Origin of the sequence: Micrococcus terreus (assembly GCF_900116905.1) — a bacterium.
Lineage (GTDB): Bacteria > Actinomycetota > Actinomycetes > Actinomycetales > Micrococcaceae > Citricoccus > Citricoccus terreus.
This window is the reverse complement of the sequence record NZ_FPCG01000005.1, coordinates 19,558-35,982: the sequence shown is the minus strand read 5'-3', so window position 1 is coordinate 35,982 and position 16,425 is coordinate 19,558. Positions and strand designations below refer to the sequence as shown.

Annotated in this window: 14 protein-coding genes; 7 read left to right on the top strand and 7 right to left on the bottom strand. The window is 70.9% G+C overall.

The genetic code is table 11. The annotated features are described in order from the left end of the window. Positions 1 to 39 precede the first annotated feature (39 nt). Positions 40 to 555 carry a signal peptidase II gene (gene lspA, locus BM355_RS07500; RefSeq protein ID WP_091697109.1) on the bottom strand — a complete coding sequence of 172 codons (516 nt, stop codon included), beginning with the start codon at positions 553 to 555 and terminating at the stop codon, positions 40 to 42. Between the two features lie 181 nt (positions 556 to 736). Between lspA and BM355_RS07490 the strand changes: the two genes are divergently transcribed. The 4 genes from BM355_RS07490 to BM355_RS07475 all read left to right on the top strand — a co-directional run bounded on the left by BM355_RS07490 (position 737) and on the right by BM355_RS07475 (position 4,705). Beyond that, complete coding sequence (locus BM355_RS07490; protein WP_177227885.1) at positions 737 to 2,107, top strand: phenylacetate--CoA ligase family protein; 1,371 nt, start codon at positions 737 to 739, stop codon at positions 2,105 to 2,107. A gap of 90 nt (positions 2,108 to 2,197) precedes the next feature. Beyond that, positions 2,198 to 2,575: an ArsR/SmtB family transcription factor gene (locus BM355_RS07485; RefSeq protein WP_091696797.1), complete on the top strand. Its 378-nt coding sequence runs from the start codon at positions 2,198 to 2,200 to the stop codon at positions 2,573 to 2,575. 229 nt (positions 2,576 to 2,804) lie between these two features. Next, positions 2,805 to 3,554 (top strand): cytochrome c biogenesis CcdA family protein, encoded by a 750-nt coding sequence (locus BM355_RS07480; RefSeq protein WP_091696795.1) that lies wholly within the window; start codon positions 2,805 to 2,807, stop codon positions 3,552 to 3,554. Between the two features lie 128 nt (positions 3,555 to 3,682). Then, positions 3,683 to 4,705 (top strand): acyltransferase family protein, encoded by a 1,023-nt coding sequence (locus tag BM355_RS07475; RefSeq protein WP_091696792.1) that lies wholly within the window; start codon positions 3,683 to 3,685, stop codon positions 4,703 to 4,705. Positions 4,706 to 5,049: 344 nt separating this feature from the next. Here the strand turns inward: BM355_RS07475 and BM355_RS07465 are convergent, their stop codons facing one another. Then, on the bottom strand, positions 5,050 to 5,649 hold the full coding sequence (locus BM355_RS07465; RefSeq protein WP_091696786.1) for a cadmium resistance transporter: 600 nt from the start codon (positions 5,647 to 5,649) through the stop codon (positions 5,050 to 5,052). Beyond that, positions 5,646 to 6,005: a Cd(II)/Pb(II)-sensing metalloregulatory transcriptional regulator CmtR gene (gene cmtR, locus BM355_RS07460; RefSeq protein ID WP_091697108.1), complete on the bottom strand. Its 360-nt coding sequence runs from the start codon at positions 6,003 to 6,005 to the stop codon at positions 5,646 to 5,648. The genes BM355_RS07465 and cmtR (BM355_RS07460) overlap by 4 nt, the downstream gene beginning before the upstream one ends. A 947-nt stretch (positions 6,006 to 6,952) precedes the next feature. On the opposite strand from cmtR (BM355_RS07460), the gene BM355_RS07455 reads away from it, so the two are divergent. The 3 genes from BM355_RS07455 to BM355_RS07445 all read left to right on the top strand — a co-directional run bounded on the left by BM355_RS07455 (position 6,953) and on the right by BM355_RS07445 (position 10,718). After that, positions 6,953 to 7,927, top strand: coding sequence for a cytochrome c oxidase assembly protein (locus tag BM355_RS07455; protein WP_091696784.1), 975 nt, complete (start codon positions 6,953 to 6,955; stop codon positions 7,925 to 7,927). Between the two features lie 152 nt (positions 7,928 to 8,079). Continuing rightward, the gene (locus BM355_RS07450; RefSeq protein WP_245760666.1) at positions 8,080 to 8,688 is read left to right on the top strand and encodes a copper resistance CopC family protein; all 609 of its coding nucleotides are present in this window, start codon (positions 8,080 to 8,082) and stop codon (positions 8,686 to 8,688) included. A 107-nt stretch (positions 8,689 to 8,795) separates the two neighbouring features. Beyond that, complete coding sequence (locus BM355_RS07445; RefSeq protein WP_245760665.1) at positions 8,796 to 10,718, top strand: bifunctional copper resistance protein CopD/cytochrome c oxidase assembly protein; 1,923 nt, start codon at positions 8,796 to 8,798, stop codon at positions 10,716 to 10,718. Positions 10,719 to 10,838: 120 nt separating this feature from the next. On the opposite strand, the gene BM355_RS07440 is transcribed toward BM355_RS07445, so the two are convergent. From BM355_RS07440 to resB, 4 genes are all read right to left on the bottom strand, one after another. Next, positions 10,839 to 12,806 carry a heavy metal translocating P-type ATPase gene (locus BM355_RS07440; protein WP_091697105.1) on the bottom strand — a complete coding sequence of 656 codons (1,968 nt, stop codon included), beginning with the start codon at positions 12,804 to 12,806 and terminating at the stop codon, positions 10,839 to 10,841. Further along, on the bottom strand, positions 12,803 to 13,165 hold the full coding sequence (gene cmtR / locus BM355_RS07435) for a Cd(II)/Pb(II)-sensing metalloregulatory transcriptional regulator CmtR (protein WP_091696782.1): 363 nt from the start codon (positions 13,163 to 13,165) through the stop codon (positions 12,803 to 12,805). Before cmtR (BM355_RS07435) ends, BM355_RS07440 begins: the two co-directional genes overlap by 4 nt. A 407-nt stretch (positions 13,166 to 13,572) precedes the next feature. Next, positions 13,573 to 14,670: a c-type cytochrome biogenesis protein CcsB gene (gene ccsB / locus BM355_RS07425; protein ID WP_091696778.1), complete on the bottom strand. Its 1,098-nt coding sequence runs from the start codon at positions 14,668 to 14,670 to the stop codon at positions 13,573 to 13,575. 3 nt (positions 14,671 to 14,673) lie between these two features. After that, complete coding sequence (gene resB / locus BM355_RS07420) at positions 14,674 to 16,416, bottom strand: cytochrome c biogenesis protein ResB (protein ID WP_091697101.1); 1,743 nt, start codon at positions 16,414 to 16,416, stop codon at positions 14,674 to 14,676. Between the last annotated feature and the right edge of the window lie 9 nt (positions 16,417 to 16,425).

Genomic DNA, 16,425 nt, shown 5'->3' with positions numbered 1-16,425 from the left:
GGGGCATGCGGGCGTCGAAGCGGGCATGGCCAGGGGCTGTTACGGCTTCGGTGTGGGGTCGGGTGTCGGACGCCACATCGTTCCCAGCGCCAAGGCGATCACCCCGGAGGTGACGAAGACGTCGGCGAGGTTGAAGGTGGGGAACCAGGTCGTGTGCAGATAGTCCACCACCCCGGTCCCGTCGAGCCGGTCGAGGAAATTGCCGAGGGCCCCGCCGAGCAACACGGTGCCACCGGCACGTGACAGCGCGGTGAGGGTGGGCACCGAGGACCACAGGTACCAGAGCAGCCCGGCGATGACCAGCCCGGTGCCGGTGATGATAACCCACGAAGGCAGGGTCGCGCCCATACTGAACGCCACCCCGGGGTTGTAGTAGAGGCGCAGATTGACCGGCCCCAGGTCCACCGTCTGCCCGCCCGAGAGCCCGGCGACCGCGGCGGCCTTGACCACCAGGTCCACTGCGGCCAGCGCGAGGGCCGTCACGAGCAGGGACGCCCTGGCCCGACACCTGCCGCGCGCCCGGGCGTCGGCCGGGCGGGCCGGGACGGCGCTCATGTCCCCGGCTTCCCGGTCACTGTGGGCCGGACCGGCCCGCGCCGAGGCGGCATCGCATCCCATGTGATCGTCACATCGCGATATTAGCGCAATAATGGGTGATCTCCGGGGAGGCGCCCCACCCGCCGACCGCCAACCATGGCGCCCCGGAGCACCTGCCCTTGCGGCCTTGGGATGTGACATGCCAAAACAGGCCCTGCGCTTGCTGCTCGAGGCGCGTGCGGCCCGCCAGGGCGGCCCCCAAGCCCTGGTGCGCCGGCAACGGGACCGCCTGGCGGTGATGGTGGCGCACGCCCGGACCTGCTCCCCGTACTATCGCCGCCGCTACCAGGGGCTGCCCGAGCGCATCACCGACCCGCGGGTGCTGCCGAGCACCACCAAGGCCGCGCTGATGGCCCACTTCGACGAGTGGGTGACCGATCCGGCCCTCACCCTGGCCGATGTCCAGGCCTTCGTGTCCGATCCCGCCCTGATCGGCCACCGACTGCTGGGCCGCTACACCGTGGCCACCAGCTCGGGCACCACCGGGGTCCGGGGACTGTACCTGCTCGATGACCGGTCCAGGGCCGTGACCGCCGCGATGGCCGGGCGGATGCTCCGCGACTGGCTCACCCCGACCGACCTGGTGCGCATCTTCACCCGAGGTGGACGCCTGGCCGTGGTGGCCGCTACCGGCGGGCACTTCGCGTCCGGGGCAGTCACCGCGGGACTGCGCCGGGGGCCGGCCGCCGCCCGCATCGGCGCCTTCTCGGTGCACGACCCCTTGCCGCAATTGGTAGAACAGCTCAACGCCTTCGACCCGGCCGTGCTGGCCCCCTATGCCGCCACCGGGGAGCTACTGGCAGCCGAACAGGACGCGGGGCGGTTGGACATCCATCCGGTCCTGGTCGTGCTTGCGGCCGAGGGGCTGGCCGAGGGCGGATACGCCCACATCGCTGAGGCTTTCGGCGCCACGGTGCGGCACAGCTACGCCGCCACCGAATGCCCCTTCCTGAGCTACAGCTGCGCCCAGGGCTGGCTGCATGTCAACAGCGACTGGGTACTGCTCGAGCCGGTGGACGCCGACCACGCGCCCGTGCCCGCCGGGCAGCCCTCACACACCGTGTTGGTGAGCAACCTGGCTAACCGCGTCCAGCCGATCCTGCGTAACGACCTCGGCGACAGCGTGCTGGTCCGCCCCGACCCCTGCCCCTGCGCCAACCCGCTGCCGGCCCTGAGGGTCCAGGGCCGCACCGCGGACCTGCTGCCCTTCTCCCGCCTCGACGGCACCACCGCCACGCTCACCCCGCTGACCCTGAGCTCGGCCCTGGATCGCGTCCCCGATGTGCAGCAGTCCCAGATCATCCAGACCGGCCCAGCCAGCCTCGCTCTGCGGCTGCGCCCGGCCCCCGGCACAGACCCCACCCGGGCAGGGCGGGCAGCCTGCGACCAGCTCAGGCGCGTGCTGATCGACCAGACGCTGGCACACGTGCGTGTGACCCTTGACCCTGAGCCCCCTCAGCTGTCCGCCGGGGGCAAACTGCGCACCGTCATCCCCTGGAAGCCGTCCTAACGGCGCACCGATCGCCGGGCCCCACCGCGGCGCACCGGGCCGGTCACCGCGGGAACCGGGACGGCAGGCCCCCCTTGTTATGATCGGTAGATGGCGATCATCTCTGGCTGTGCCGGGCCCGGCCTGGATCCGGCCGCGGCCCTGTTTCATTCCCTGGGGGACCCCAAGCGCCTGGCCATCGCTCAGCGGATGGCCAGGGGGGAGGTCCGCGTCGGGGACCTGGCCGGGGAACTGGGGCTGGCCCAGTCCACCGTCTCGGCTCACGTGGCCTGCCTGCGGGACTGCGGACTCGTGCAGGGCCGCACCCAGGGGCGCAGCATCTACTACTCTCTGGCCCGTCCCGAGCTGATGGACCTGCTCGCTGCCGCCGAAACCCTCCTGGCCGCCACCGGCAGCGCGGTGAGCCTATGTCCGAACTATGGCACCGCCGCCCGGCAGCACCACCGGGACCCTGCCCTCACCCGGTGACCAGCACCGGCCCAGGTGTACTGCTGTACTGCGTCCGGAGCAGTGACACCCCTGTGGTGGGCAGCCGGTCCCACCGGTGAACCCCACTCCCCGCTCTTAGGAGATTGCCCGTCGTGCCCCGTCCTTCCACCATGCCCTCCTCGATGACGAGGCCCGGGCCCGCTCTCCGCCGACGCCCCCACGGTGTCTGTGCCGGCCCGATGGGCCGCACCGACGGGCGGGGGTCGGTGTGAGCATCGGGAACTACTTCGCCGAGATGGTGAACTCCGGGGCGCTGCTCATCGCGGCCCCGCTGGCGATGATCGCCGGGATCGTCTCGTTCCTGTCCCCGTGCATCCTGCCGCTGGTGCCCGGCTATCTCGGCTACGTCTCCGGGCTGTCCAACCCCACCCACCCGGACAACCGCCGCCGGGTGCTGACCGGGGTCGGGCTGTTCATCCTGGGCTTCGCCGCGGTCTTCACCCTCTACGGGGCCGCCTTCGGCACCATCGGGCACTGGCTGGTGCGCTGGCAGGATCCGATGATCCGCGTCCTAGGCGTGTTGGTCATCGTCATGGGCCTGGTCATGGTCGGCAAGTTCTCCCTCTTCCAGCGCACGCTCAAACCCACCCTGGCCCCCCGGACCGGGCTGGCCGGGGCCCCGCTGCTCGGGGTGGTGTTCGGCCTGGGCTGGACCCCCTGCATGGGCCCGACCCTGAGCGCCGTGCTGGCGCTGAGCACCACCACCGGCGATCCCTGGCGCGGGGCCCTACTGGGCTTCCTCTACTGCCTGGGCCTGGGCATCCCGTTCCTGCTGGCCGCGGCCGGGATCAACTGGGTCACCACCGCCCTGAGCTACATCCGCCGCAACATCCGCGTGTTCAACATCATCGGCGGCTCCCTGCTGGTGGTCGTCGGGGTCCTGATGGTCTCCGGGGTCTGGATGCTGTGGATGTACCAGCTGCAGAACCTGGCCGGCACCTTCACCACCCCCGTCTAGGACCGAACCCACCCACCGGCATGGACCCGAACACCGGCCCCGCGGGACACCGGCACCGAAAGGCCCGTATCTCTCCCCCACTGAGCCCGGCGGCGTCGCCGCAACCGCGTCCCCGCCGGAACACCGGCGTGGACGTTCTGCGTATCGTCTCCATCGTCGCCGTGGTCGCCGGCCACGCCTACGGGCCGCGACTGCCCGGCGGTGAGTACCTGGAGATCTGGCGGATGCCGCTGTTCTTCTTCCTCACCGGCTACTTCTGGACCCGAGGACGCCCTTTCGGGCACGAGCTGCGGGCCCGGTGGACAAACCTTGCGGTGCCGTACCTGAGTTGGGCCGTGATCATGAGCGTGGCCGCCTGGGCGTGGACCCGGGACGCCCCCGACGGGTTCTGGCCGCTGATGGCCAACGGCTGGTACGGCGGCTCGGACCAGGCCCCGCCGTGGTGGGCGTTCTGGTTCATCTCCGTGCTGTTCTTCGTGGTGCTGCTGCGCCGCTGGTTGGAACGGTTCCCGGCGTGGGTGGCCTGGGCGGTCTCGGTGGCCGGGCTCGCCCTGGCCCTGCTCCCGGACTCCCTGCTGGGCCGCACCCCCCTGGGGCTCGGGCTGGCCCTGCCGTGCCTGGTCTTCGTGCTGGCCGGTGAAGGGTTCCGCCGCGGTGTCCTGCCCCGGATCCAGCGCAATCGGGCCCTGATCGGGACCGGATGCGTCGGCGTCGGGCTGCTGGCCGTCCGGCTCGGGGTGGAACCGCTGAACATCAAGTTCGCCGGCTTCGGCACCTTCCTGCTCACCCCGGCGGTGGGCGCCCTGACCGCCGCCGGCCTCGTGCTGATCTTCAGCACCGTGGTGGACCGGATCACGCGGGTCCCGTCCCGGCCGGTCAACGCCGTGGTGCGGACCGGCACCGTGGTGGTCCTCTTCCACGGGTGGCTGCTGGAAACCCTCGTAAACGTCGGCATCCTGCACGACGGCGCCAAACTCGTCCTCACCGTGCTCATCAGCTGGGCCCTGGGAATGGTGATCAACGCCACCCCACTGTCCCCGGCGCTGGCGGGGGTGCCCACTCCGCTGTGGCGGACGCGCGGGTGGGCGCGGCGTCAGGAACGCTCAACGGTCGGTCAGCCCTTACCTCACTTCGCGGGCAGAACCAATTAGGAGCGACCGGCGTCTCTACGGCGCGCTTCGCTGGGGGCATGACCGGTACAGGCTGGACCCTTCCCCGTCCTGGCCGCCACGGCCGGCATCAACGGGGTCACCACCGCCCTGTCCTTGCATCCGCTGCAACATCCGGGTGGTCACCGTCATCGGCGGCTGTCTGCTGGTGGTCGGGGTCCTGATGGTCTCCGGGGTCTGGATGCTGTGGACGGACCAGCCGCAGAACCTCACCGGGACCTTCACCACCCCCGCCCGAACCCGCGCCCGGCCGGCCCGGTCGCCGTGTGGTGACCGGGCCGGCGGGGTGTGGGTCAGCGGGTTTGCGCGGCCGGGGGCCGGAGCGGTCAGAGGCCGAAGGCGCCGCCGCTGATGAGGATGAAGACCCCCAGGCCGATCAGCACGATGGGGAACAGGATGTGCTCCCAGCGTTCCAACACCTCGGCGATCGGCCGGCGGGTGGCGACAAATTTAGCCAAGCCCACCAGTACCGCCACCAGCGCGAGGAACACGATGCAGTAGGCGACCACGGCGCCCGGGCCGACGCTGAGGAAGACCGGGACGTAGACGCCGATGTTGTCCCCGCCGTTGGCGAAGGTCACCCCGGCCACGGTCCAGACGCCGACCTTCTTGCCCTCGATCTTGGCATCGTCATCGTCATCGTCGTCCCCGCGCCAGGCCTTCCAGGCTGCCCACAGACCCAGCCCCAGCGGGATCAGCCCGAAGTACGGGATGACCTCCGGGGGCAGGAACGCCCCCGCGCCCAGGGTCACGAGCACGGCCGCGCCCAGGATGCCGGCAAAACCCAGGTACTGGCCGACCAGGATCCGGGCGGTGGTCCCCCGTTGACCGGCGCCGCGGGCGAAGAACAGGGAGAGCACGATGATGTCATCGATGTTCGTGACCAGAAACAGGCCGATCGCCTGCAGGACTGAAGACAGGATCATGCCGCAGCCTCCGTATCGTCGCAGCCTGGCACCGAGCACGCCGGGTCCAGGCACGGGGCGCTCTCATCCACCGCCAGGGTGATATCGACCAGGCCGGTCAACGCCCGCGTCAGGTGCGCATCGGCGATCTCATACCGGGTCTGCCGGCCCTCGGACACGGCGACCGCGATCCCGCAGTCCCGCAGGCACGCCAGGTGGTTCGACACGTTCGAGCGCGTCAATCCCAGGTCCCGGGCCAGCTCGGCCGGGTAGGCCGGTCCCTGCAGCAGGGTCAGCAGGATCCGGGACCGGGTCGGGTCGGCCATCGCCCGGCCCAACCGGTTCATCACATCCACACGAGAGGTAATAGTCATCATGTACTGAACTATACAGTGTCCGCTGAACACTGCGGGTCAAGCCGACCTCAGCGCACCCCCACCATCAGGCCCACGCAGACCGCCACGCTGCCCTCCGTGGCGTTGTGGCCCCCGGCGGGCGAGACGACCGGTGTCCACTGAGGCCGGGGTGGCGGATGCACCGATCCATCGTCATCCGCGGTCGCCCCACAGGCCGGAGCACGGGAGGCCCCCCGCCCCGAGGACCGCCGGCAGATCTCCGGCCGGCGCGGCAGCCGGTGGCGGATCGATAGGGCCGGCGATACGGACGCCCAGGGATGCCTCGCCTGAGTTTCTCGCCGTCCGGGACCGCCTCCAGGGGCGCTCCGGCGGCGAGGAGGAACCATCGAGCGTATCCAGGCAGTAATGCCCCGCCCCAGCGCCGTCCAGGACGTCCCGCGCCGGTTGCGGATTGCCAGGGAGCTGTCAGTCGCTGTGCGGGTGGTGCCCACCGGGGGTTCCTATGCTGAGTACATCTCACCAAGGCACAGGAGATGCTGACAGGGGCCCCGGGCCCGGCCAATGCGTTTTTATTCCTCTTCTCACGCAGGCCGGATCACCCGGGGCCCCGCCCTGTCCAGGCCCGGGCGCGGCGCCCTGCCGCTGAGGACCCCTGGGCCCGACCTCGTGAGCGGACCGCCTTCTGCGGGGCGGTGGCAGCAGGGTCGCAGTGTTACCCGCGACGTCGGCACAGCCGGACTGGCGCGCCCGAGGAGCCCTGGGGTGGGGTGCTCCGAGGTGAGTTGAGCCTCACGGGGCGAGCCCGGTGCGCGATCCGCCCGCGGGGCGTGCCCCTGAGCCTCGCCGCCGGCGCCGCAGGGCGCTGCGGGGTGGAGGGAGCACGCCCCGGGGGGTCTCGACCCGGGAGGCGAGGTCCCCGGTGGGGGTGTGGGAGACTGGGACGATGATGGTCGAGGCTCTTTGTACCGATGGGTGAGCGCAGCATGGACGGGCCGGTGTGGATCCCCACGGAGCCTCCCAGCATGGAAAACTTCTTGGCGCCCACGCTGCAGCCGATCCCGTTGATCCCCGCCATCGCCGTGGTGCTGGGCGTGCTGTACCTGGCCGGGGCGCTGCGGCTGTGGAGCGCGCGGCGGCGGTGGCCGGTGTGGAGAACCCTGTGCTTTCTGGTGGGATGCGCCGCCATCGCGGTGACGATGGGCGCGGGCGTCGAGGGCTACGGGCTGAAGATGTTCTCGGTGTTCATCTTCCAGCAACTGACCTTGATGATGGCCATCCCACCGCTGCTGGTCTTAGGCAGTCCGGGCACCTTGTTGCTGCGGGCCACCCCCCACCGCGGACCGGGCGCGGTGGTGCTGCGCTGGGCCCATGCCGGTCTGCGGTCCCGCTGGGGCCGGGTCGCCCTGCACCCGGGTTTCACCATCCCGCTGTTCCTGATCACCTACTACGGGATCTACCTCAGCGGCCTGGACGACCGGTTACTGCCCACCTGGTACGGCCACACGGGGCTGGAGTTGGTGTTTTTGGCCTCGGGGGTCCTGTTCACCGTCCCGCTGCTGTCCAGTGATCCGCTGCCGGCCAAGCAGGGTTATGGCGGGCGCCTGCTCGACGTGGCCATCGAGATGCCGCTGCATGCCTTCTTCGGGGTGGTGCTGATGATGGCCACCACACCGATCGTGGAGTTCTTCGCCACCCCGCCGGCCAGCTGGGACCTGGACCCGATGGCCGACCAGAAAGTCGCCGGCGGGCTGGCCTGGGCCTATGGTGAGTTGCCCACCGTGCTGATCCTGGTGTTCATCGCGCACCAATGGTTCCGCGCCGATACCCGCCAGGCTCGCCGGGCCGACGCCGAGGCCGACCTCCATGGCACCCCGGAGCTCGATGCGTACAACGCCTACCTCGAACAACTCGCCACCGAAACGCCCTCCGGCTCCTCCCGGTAACCACCGTCTCCGGCCCGTGCTCCGGCCCGAGGTTACTCCTCCGATGCGCTACCGGTCACACCTGACGGCGGAGGCGGGGCCCCGTTGGTAGGCTGGGGGGCGTTTTCTACAGGAGGTAGAAGTTGTTGCGTCCATACGCGGTGCGGCCCGCCATGCCCATCCTGACCGTGCTGGCCGCCCTGGTGCTGGCCCTGTTGGGGCCCGTCTCTCCGGCCGTGGCCCATGATGTCGTGACCGGCACGAACCCGTCCGACGGGCAGGCCCTGGAGGCGGCGCCGGAGGCCATCGAGGTGTCCTTCAGCAACACCCCGCTCGCCCTGGGCGCCGAGATCCTGGTCGAGGACGCCCAGGGCACGGATTGGACCACCGGGGAGGTGCAGATCGTCGGGAACAGCGCCGCCCAGCCGCTGCGGCCCGAGGCCCCGGCAGGAGAGTACACGGTGACCTGGCGCGTGGTGTCCTCGGACTCTCATCCGATCGAGGGCACCTTCGACTTCACCGTGACCGGGACGGAAGCTCAAGCGTCCCCGTCCGGCACCCCGGCCACCGCGCCGGCCCCGCCGGTACCCACCGTCTCTGAGCCGTCACAGGCAGCGCCCACCCCCGCGGCCGGGACTGAGCCGGCGACCGCGGAGGAGTCCACCGCGGGGTTCCCCGTCGGCTTCGTCATCACCCTGGGGGTCATCCTGGTGCTGGCACTGGTGATCGTCGTCGTGGCCCTGCTGGCCCGCCGCCGCGCGGACGCCACGGACCCCCAGTGAGCACCGCCGGCACACCGACAGAGGCGCCGATAGGCCCTCGACCAGGCTCGGACGCTCCGATCCGCCCTGTTACCTCTAACCGGTCGGGGCGGGCGGCGGCCTGGTTGGTGGCCGCGTTCGTCCTGGCCGCGGCCGGCGTCGTGGCCAGTGCTGCGTTCACCGGGGCCCTCGCCGAACGCGAGGCCCTGGACCCGGGAGCCCTGGCCCGGTGGGTGTTGCCGATCGCGGTGACCGTGCACCACCTGGCGCTGGCCGTGGTGGTCGGCTGTCTACTGTTCGCGACCACTCTCCTGCCGCCCCGGCGCGCCGGCGCCCGGGACCGCGGGGATCGGCAGGGCACGCGCGAGGCCCATCCGGCGTTCACCCGGGTGATGACCGCCGCCTCGGCCGTGTCCGTGCTCTGGGCGATCTCGGCGGTGATCGTGCTGGTGTTCACCTATGCCGACCTGTCCGGCCAACCGGTGTCGGGCAGCGAAGCGTTCGCCCGGGAACTGGCGTACTTCGTCACCGACCTGGTCGTGGGCCAGGCCTGGGCCACCGTCGTGGTGATCGCCTTCGTCGTGTCCACCCTGACCTTCCTGATCCGCTCCCCGGCCGGGCTGGGCGCCACGGCCGGGTTGGCCGCAGCAGCAACCATCCCGATCTCCCTGGTTGGCCACGCCGCCGGCAGCGACGATCACTACGCCGGTGTCGGAGCCCTGGTCGTGCACTGGCTCGGCGTGCTCCTCTGGGTGGGCGGGGTCGCCGCCCTGACGATCATCGCCCCAACCCTGACCCCCTCCCGGCCCGGGGACACTGGGGCTGAGGGCCGGCTGTCCCAGACGGTGCTGGAGCGCTTCTCGGCGATGGCCGGGGTGGCGTTCTTCCTGGTGCTGGCCTCCGGGGTGGTCAACTCCGCCATGCGCTTGGGCTCGTGGGAGGGGCTGGTCACCGCGTACGGCCAGCTAGTCCTGCTCAAGGCCGCCGGAACCGTGCTGCTCGGGGCCATCGGGCTGGCCCACCGCCGGTGGGCCATCGGCCGGCTCGGCACCGTCCCGGCCGACCGGACCGCCTGGCGGCTGATCCTGGCCGAGCTGGGCATCATGGCCGGCATTATCGGGGTCACCGGGGCCCTGGGACGCACCGCCCCCCCGGTCCCGCAAGAGCTCAAACCGGCGATCACCCCGGCCGAGGTCCTCACCGGTTACCTGCTACCCCCCGAGTTGACCTGGGTTCAGTGGTTCACCGAGTGGCGGTGGGACTGGATTTGGGTCGCCCTCGCGCTCACCGCCGCCGTCGTCTACCTCCTGGGGGCGCGCCGGGCGCGTACCTGGCCCTGGCCGAGGACCGCCAGCTGGCTGGCCGGACTGGGACTGCTGCTCTACGTGACCTGCGCGGCGCCGACGATCTACGGGATGGTGCTGTTCAGCGCCCACACCCTGATGCTGCTGGCCCTGGCCGTGCTGGTGCCGCTGTTGCTGGCCCTCGGGGCCCCGCTGGACCTGGTTTCCCGAACCGTGGCCCGGCGCACCGACGGCAGCCGCGGACCCCGGGAGTGGCTGGACGCGGCCCGTCCGGCCCTGGCAGCCCCGGCCCGCAGCGCCGCGATACTGGCCGTCTCGCTCGGGCTGCTTTACTACACCCCGCTCTTTCGGCTGGTGCTGGACTACTGGATCGCTCACCAGCTGGCCAACCTCTACTTCCTGACGGTGGGCTTCTGCTTCATGGCCTCGGTGCTGGGACCCTTCGGCGACCACCCGGTGCCCCGGCCCGTCCGGGTCCGCACAGCTGCGGTCCTGGCCGGCACGCTGCTGGTCTGGGCGGTGGTGCTGGCCACCGGCGTGCTGCCGGTGCTGGAGCCGGACTGGTTCGTCGGCATGGCGCGCACCTGGGGGCCACCGGTCACCCTGGACCAGCAATTGGCCGGCATCTCGGTGCTGACGGCCGGGTTCGCCCCGATGGCCTTCCTGCTCACCGCCCTGGTCCTCTCCCGGCCCCCGCGCCCGGAAGCCGATACCTCGCCTCCGGCCCCCTCCGACGTGGCGGCCTGACCGTTACTCCGCTGCCACGTGCAGCACCGGCTCCGGGTCGGCGGCGCGCGAGACCGGACTTCAAGGGTGTCGCCTGCCCCAAGAGCGACACCCCGGACCCTCCCTCCGACAGGCCCCCAGCTAGGCCGCCGGCACCTGGTCGGCGGGTGTGAGGGCGCTGCCGGTGCGCTGGGCGGTGGGCTGGCGGGGGGTGCGGGCGGCGCGCAGGCCGTTGGCGATCACGATCACTTCGGCCACCTCGTGGACCAGCACGACGGCTGCCAGGCCCAGCACGCCGGTGATGGCCAGTGGCAGCAGGGTGGTGATGATCAGCAGGGACAGGACGATGTTCTGGTTGATGATTGCCCGGCCGCGGCGGGCGTGGGCCAACGCCTGCGGGATCAGTCGCAGGTCGTGGCCGGTGAAGGCGACGTCCGCGGATTCGATCGCGGCATCGGAGCCGGTGGCGCCCATCGCGATCCCCACGTTCGCTCCGGCCAGGGCCGGGGCGTCGTTAATGCCGTCACCGATCATGGCCGTGGGTCGGGTGCGGGCCAGCTCGGTGACGATGCGGGCCTTGTCCTCGGGGCGGAGCTCGGCGCGCACATCCTCGATGCCGGCCAGGCGTCCCAGGGCGTGCGCGGTCCGGGCGTTGTCTCCGGTGAGCATGGTGACGTGTACCCCGTGACGGTCCAGGGTGCGGACGACCTCGGGGACCTCGGGGCGCAGTTCATCGCGGACCCCGATGGCGCCCACGACCGTGCCGTCGCGGGTCACCAACACGCAGGTCTGGCCGTCCACTTCCAGGGATTCCACGCGGGGTCCCAGCGCCCCGGGGTCGATCCATCGGGGGCTGCCGACCGCGATCGGGTGGCCGTCGACCGTGCCGGTGAGGCCGTGACCGGGCTGTTCGGACACGGCCTGGGCCGCGGGCGCGGTGGGGGCCGCGGCGGTGATGGCGGCCGCCAGGGGGTGGGTGCTGTGCTGCTCGAGCGCGGCCGCCCAGCCCAGGACCTGGTCCTCGGCGATTCCGTCGCTGGTGATGACGGCGGTCACGGTCGGGGCGTTGCGGGTCAGGGTCCCGGTCTTGTCCACGGCCAGGTGCCGGATGCCGCCGAGGCGTTCGAAGGCGGCACCGGACTTGATGATCACCCCGAACCTGCTGCCCGCGCCGATGGCCGAGACCACGGTTACCGGCACCGCGATGGCCAGCGCGCACGGCGAGGCGGCCACCAGCACCACCAGGGCCCGGGTGATCCACAGCTCCGGGTCCCCGACCAGCGAGCCGATCACCCCGACCAGCACGGCCAGGATCATCACCCCGGGCACCAGCGGCCGGGCAATCCGGTCCGCCAGCCGGGCCCGCTCCCCCTTCTCGGCCTGGGCCTGTTCGACCAGCTCCACGATCGTGGTCAGCGAGTTATCCGTCCCGCCGGCGGTGGTCTGGATCTGCAGGGCCCCGGCGGTGTTGATCGCCCCGGCCGACACCGCCTCTCCCGGTCCGACCTCCACCGGGATGGACTCCCCGGTGATCGCCGAGGTGTCCAGGCTGCTGTGGCCGGTTCGCACGAGGCCATCCGTGGCGATCCGCTCCCCGGGCCGCACCAGCAGCATCTGACCGACCGTGAGCTCTTTGGCCGGGATCTGCACCGGCGCGCCGTCGCGCAGCACCGTCGCGGTCTCCGGCACCAGCTTCAACAGGGCGCGCAGCCCGCCGCGGGCCCGGTCCATCGCCTTGTCCTCCAGGGCCTCGGCGATCGAGTACAGGAAGGCCAGCGCCGCGGCCTCCTCGATATAGCCCAGGATCACGGCCCCGATCGCGCTGATTGTCATCAGCAGCGCGATGCCGACCTTGCCCTGGGTGACCAGGTTGCGCACCGCACTGGGCGCGAACGTGGACGCGCCCAGCACCAATCCGATCCAGAACACGGCCAGCGCGGCCGTCGGGGCGGCGGACCACTCCAGCACCAGCCCGGTCAGGTACGCGACCCCGGAGAATACCGGGATCAGGATGCTCCGGTCGCGCCACCACGGGGTCTCCACCTCCTCCGCCTCGGTGCTTGCCGCCGACTTCGGGGAGGGTTCATCGCAGCCACATGCCGAGCTCACACCGCACCCCCCGTCCCGGTGCAGCACCCGGCCACGGTGCAGGCCGGGTCCAGGCACGGTGCGGTCTCATCGACCGCGAGGGTCACCTCTACCAACGCGGTCAGGGCCGCGGTCAGGTGCGGATCGACGATCTCGTACCGGGTCTGTCGGCCCTGCGGCTCCGCCGCGACCAGCCCGCACCCGCGCAGGCAGGCCAGATGGTTCGACACGTTCGTGCGCGTGAGCCCCAGCTCGCGGGCGAGCTGGGCCGGGTACCCGGGCGCCTCCAACAGGGACAGCAGGATCCGGGACCGGGTGGGATCGGCCATTGCCCGACCCAACCGGTTCATCACGTCAACCCGCGAAGCAATAGTCAGCATGCGATGACTATACACCAGGGGATGACCTGACTGCCGTGCTCGGCGGAAGACCCACAGAGGGAGCCCGACAAGGGCCGGCCGCCACCGTCACTCCTCAGGACCTCGACGCTGGGGGCCACGGCCGGCGCGCCCCGAGCACATCCACCGCGCGGGCCAGAGGCGGGGAGCACCATCACGGGCTTTTGGCTGAACTCCGGAGGCAGCCTGCCCGCGGGCAGCAGGACCGGGATGAAAACCGGTCCAGCTACCGGCCTGGTCGACGCCGGGAACATCAACATGCAGGGCCGGACCGCGGGGCCCGAACCGGTCCGCTCCCGGGCCGGCGTGGAAGCCTTCAGCAGCCGGCACACCGAGCGACTCGGCGAGCAGTCGGGCCGGTTCGGCGGTACCGGTCCCTCTCCGCGTTTCTATGAGGGCAGGCCGGCATAGGAGTGCAGGCCTGGGAAGTAGATGTTGACGATGGTGAAGTTGAACACCACGCAGGCGTAGCCGATGATCGACAGCCAGGCGGCGCGCTCCCCGGTCCAGCCGCGGGTGGCGCGGGCGTGCAGGTACCCGGCGTAGACCACCCAGATCACGAAGCTCCACACCTCCTTGGTGTCCCAGCCCCAGTACCGGCCCCAAGAGGCCTCGGCCCAGATGGCGCCGGCGATCACGGTGAACGTCCACATCATGAAGCCCACCGCATTGAGGCGGTAGGACCAGTTCTCCAGGCTCAGCGCGGACGGCACCAGGCGCATGAAGACCAACCCGCCGGTGGCACCGGTGGGTGCCTTGGCCTCGCGGCGGTGCTGGATGAGCTGCAGGATGCTCATGGCGAAGGTCAGGGTGAACAGCGCCGAGGCCAGCACGGCGATGGAGACGTGAATGACGATCCACGGGGACTGCAGCGGCGGCTGCAGGTATGCGATCGGGGTGGGGAAGCCCATCGTGGCCGCGGCCATCATGATCACCACGAGCCCGGCCACGAACGTCCCCAGGAAGCGGATGTCCTTGCGGATCAGGAACAGCAGGTAGACCGCGGCCACGAGCAGTGCGCCGGTGGTGCAGAACTCGTACATGTTGCCCCACGGCACCCGGCGCGCGGCCAGGGCCCGGGCGATGACCGCGAAGGCGTGCAGGGCGGCGGCGATGACCATCAGTGCCACCGCGACGTTGGCGGCCGGGCGCCGGGTGGCCCCGGTGTAGTCCATGTCTTCGTCCACCAGGCCGCCCACCGCGTTCCCGGCGGCCGGTGATGCCGTCGTGCCTGGGCCGTGGCCCGGCGTCGGGGTGCTTGCCGCCCCCCCTGCGGCCCCGACTAGTTGCTTGTGGCGGGCCGCAGAGGAGCGGGCCGCATCGGTGCGCTCCTGTTGTTCGGTCAGTTCGGACTCCAGGGCCCGGATGGTCTTGGAGGAGCTGGCCATGTCCAGGGCGAAGGCGATGAAGGCCGCGGCGTAGACGATGGCGGCGATCAGCATGAACAGGTCGCTGTAGGCGGCCAATTGATAGTTGATGGGTTGCATGGGTCACTCCACTCGGTTCTGTGCGGCACCGGCGACGACGATCGGTCCCTCGGTGCTCTCGATGTCTTCTGGTGCCTGCACCGGCCACAACTTCTCAAACTGCCGGCGCAGGGTGAGGTTCTCCTCGCGCAGGCCGAAGTCCTCGCCACGGGCCAGCAGCCCGTACTCGACCATGGTGGACCCGTCGGGGCCCGTGGTGCCACGCACCCACGCGCGGCGGCGGCGCACGAACAGGCTCACGCCGAGGGCCACGAGGGCCAGCACGGCGAAGAAGCCGACGCCCCACTTGCCCGGGTCGTAGAGGATGTCCAGGCCGACGTAGCGCTTAAGCCCGTCGAAGCTGATGGAGCCCTTGCCTTCGGGCAGCTCGTAGGATTCCCCGGGCTTGAGCGTGATGCCGCCGGCCTCGAGGTTCCGGGAGTTCAGTTCGGTGAGGTTCTCGGTGTCCAGCACGTACACGTTCTGTGGGTCGCCCTCGTCCAGGCCGAGGTCGCCGTAGTAGGAGTTCAGGTTCAACTCCGGGTTCAGCGGGGCGGGGTCGATCGAGACCGCCACCCCGTCCTCGCCGGTGTAGGCGGCGGGCAGGAAGAAGCCGACGAAGCCGAGCTGGTCGGGACGGGCGTCCGGGGCCTTGATAGTCATCAAGGAGGTGAAGACATTGTCCTGGACCCGCGCCACCACCGGACCCTGCAAGGCGATGTCCCCGTTGCCGTCCCGGACGGTGACCACCGGGGCGTACCCGTTGCCGACCAGGTAGACCCGGGTGCCCTGGAAGTCCAGTGGATGGTTGACTTTCAGTTCGACCTCTCGGGCGGTGTCACCGGGACCGTCCTGCACGTCCAGTACGGCCGTGTAATCCAGCGGCTGGCCGTAGTGGGTCGGGGACTGCCGGTCATAGACGTACTCGAAACGCTTCAGGGTCATCGAGAACGGAGTGAGCATCTCCTCGGAGAAGGCACTGCCCGGGGTGAAGGCGTCGTAGGCGATCAGGGTGTTGGCGAAGCCCTCCCCCTCGACGAGAATCTTCTGGCCGCGGTAGCTCAGCAGCGAGCCGGTGGCCATGAACACCAGCACCCCGATCAGGGACAGGTGGAAGACGATATTGCCGACCTCGCGCACGTAGCCGCGTTCGGCGCCCACGGAGGCGCCGCCGTCGGGCTCCTGGCGCACCTCGGTGCGGTAGCCGCGCTTGCGCAAGTACTTCGCCGCCTGCTCCACCGCCTCGACGGGTGCGGGACCGGAGGACTCGAGGACGACCCGGCCGTACTCCGGCAACCGGGAGAGCCGGCGCGGGGTGCGCGGCGGGGCCGAGCGCAGCGCCTTGGCGTGCTTGACGGCGCGCGGGGCCACGCAGCCGATCAGCGAGACGAACAGCAGCAGGTAGATCGCCGAGAACCAGACCGAGGAGTAGACATCGAACATCTGGAACCGGTCCAGCCACTCCCCCAGCACCGGGTTGTCGTCGATGTAGTTCTGGACGATTCCCGGCCCGGCCGGGCGCTGCGGGAACAGGGACCCGGGCACCGCGGCGACGGCGAGCAGCAGCAACAGCATCAGCGCGGTGCGCATGGACGTCAGCTGGGTCCAAGCGAACCGCAGCGTGCCCCAGACGCCCAGGGCGGGCAGTTCCACGTCCTGGCGTCCGCGGGGAGAGCCACCGTCCGGGGCGGGAGACTCCGGCGGGGGCGGGGTATTGGCCTGGGCGGCCTCGTCCCGGGCCACCCGCACGTTGTCCTGCTGGCTCACCGCGGCCAC

Excerpts from the sequence above, each read along its gene's own strand:
- cmtR (WP_091697108.1), bottom strand. The coding sequence starts at position 6,005 with ATGATGACTATTACCTCTCGTGTGGATGTGATGAACCGGTTGGGCCGG.
- BM355_RS07465 (WP_091696786.1), bottom strand. The coding sequence starts at position 5,649 with ATGATCCTGTCTTCAGTCCTGCAGGCGATCGGCCTGTTTCTGGTCACG.
- BM355_RS07450 (WP_245760666.1), top strand. The coding sequence starts at position 8,080 with ATGCCCATCCTGACCGTGCTGGCCGCCCTGGTGCTGGCCCTGTTGGGG.
- BM355_RS07490 (WP_177227885.1), top strand. The coding sequence starts at position 737 with ATGCCAAAACAGGCCCTGCGCTTGCTGCTCGAGGCGCGTGCGGCCCGC.
- ccsB (WP_091696778.1), bottom strand. The coding sequence starts at position 14,670 with ATGCAACCCATCAACTATCAATTGGCCGCCTACAGCGACCTGTTCATG.
- BM355_RS07455 (WP_091696784.1), top strand. The coding sequence starts at position 6,953 with ATGGGTGAGCGCAGCATGGACGGGCCGGTGTGGATCCCCACGGAGCCT.
- cmtR (WP_091696782.1), bottom strand. The coding sequence starts at position 13,165 with ATGCTGACTATTGCTTCGCGGGTTGACGTGATGAACCGGTTGGGTCGG.
- BM355_RS07485 (WP_091696797.1), top strand. The coding sequence starts at position 2,198 with ATGGCGATCATCTCTGGCTGTGCCGGGCCCGGCCTGGATCCGGCCGCG.
- lspA (WP_091697109.1), bottom strand. The coding sequence starts at position 555 with ATGAGCGCCGTCCCGGCCCGCCCGGCCGACGCCCGGGCGCGCGGCAGG.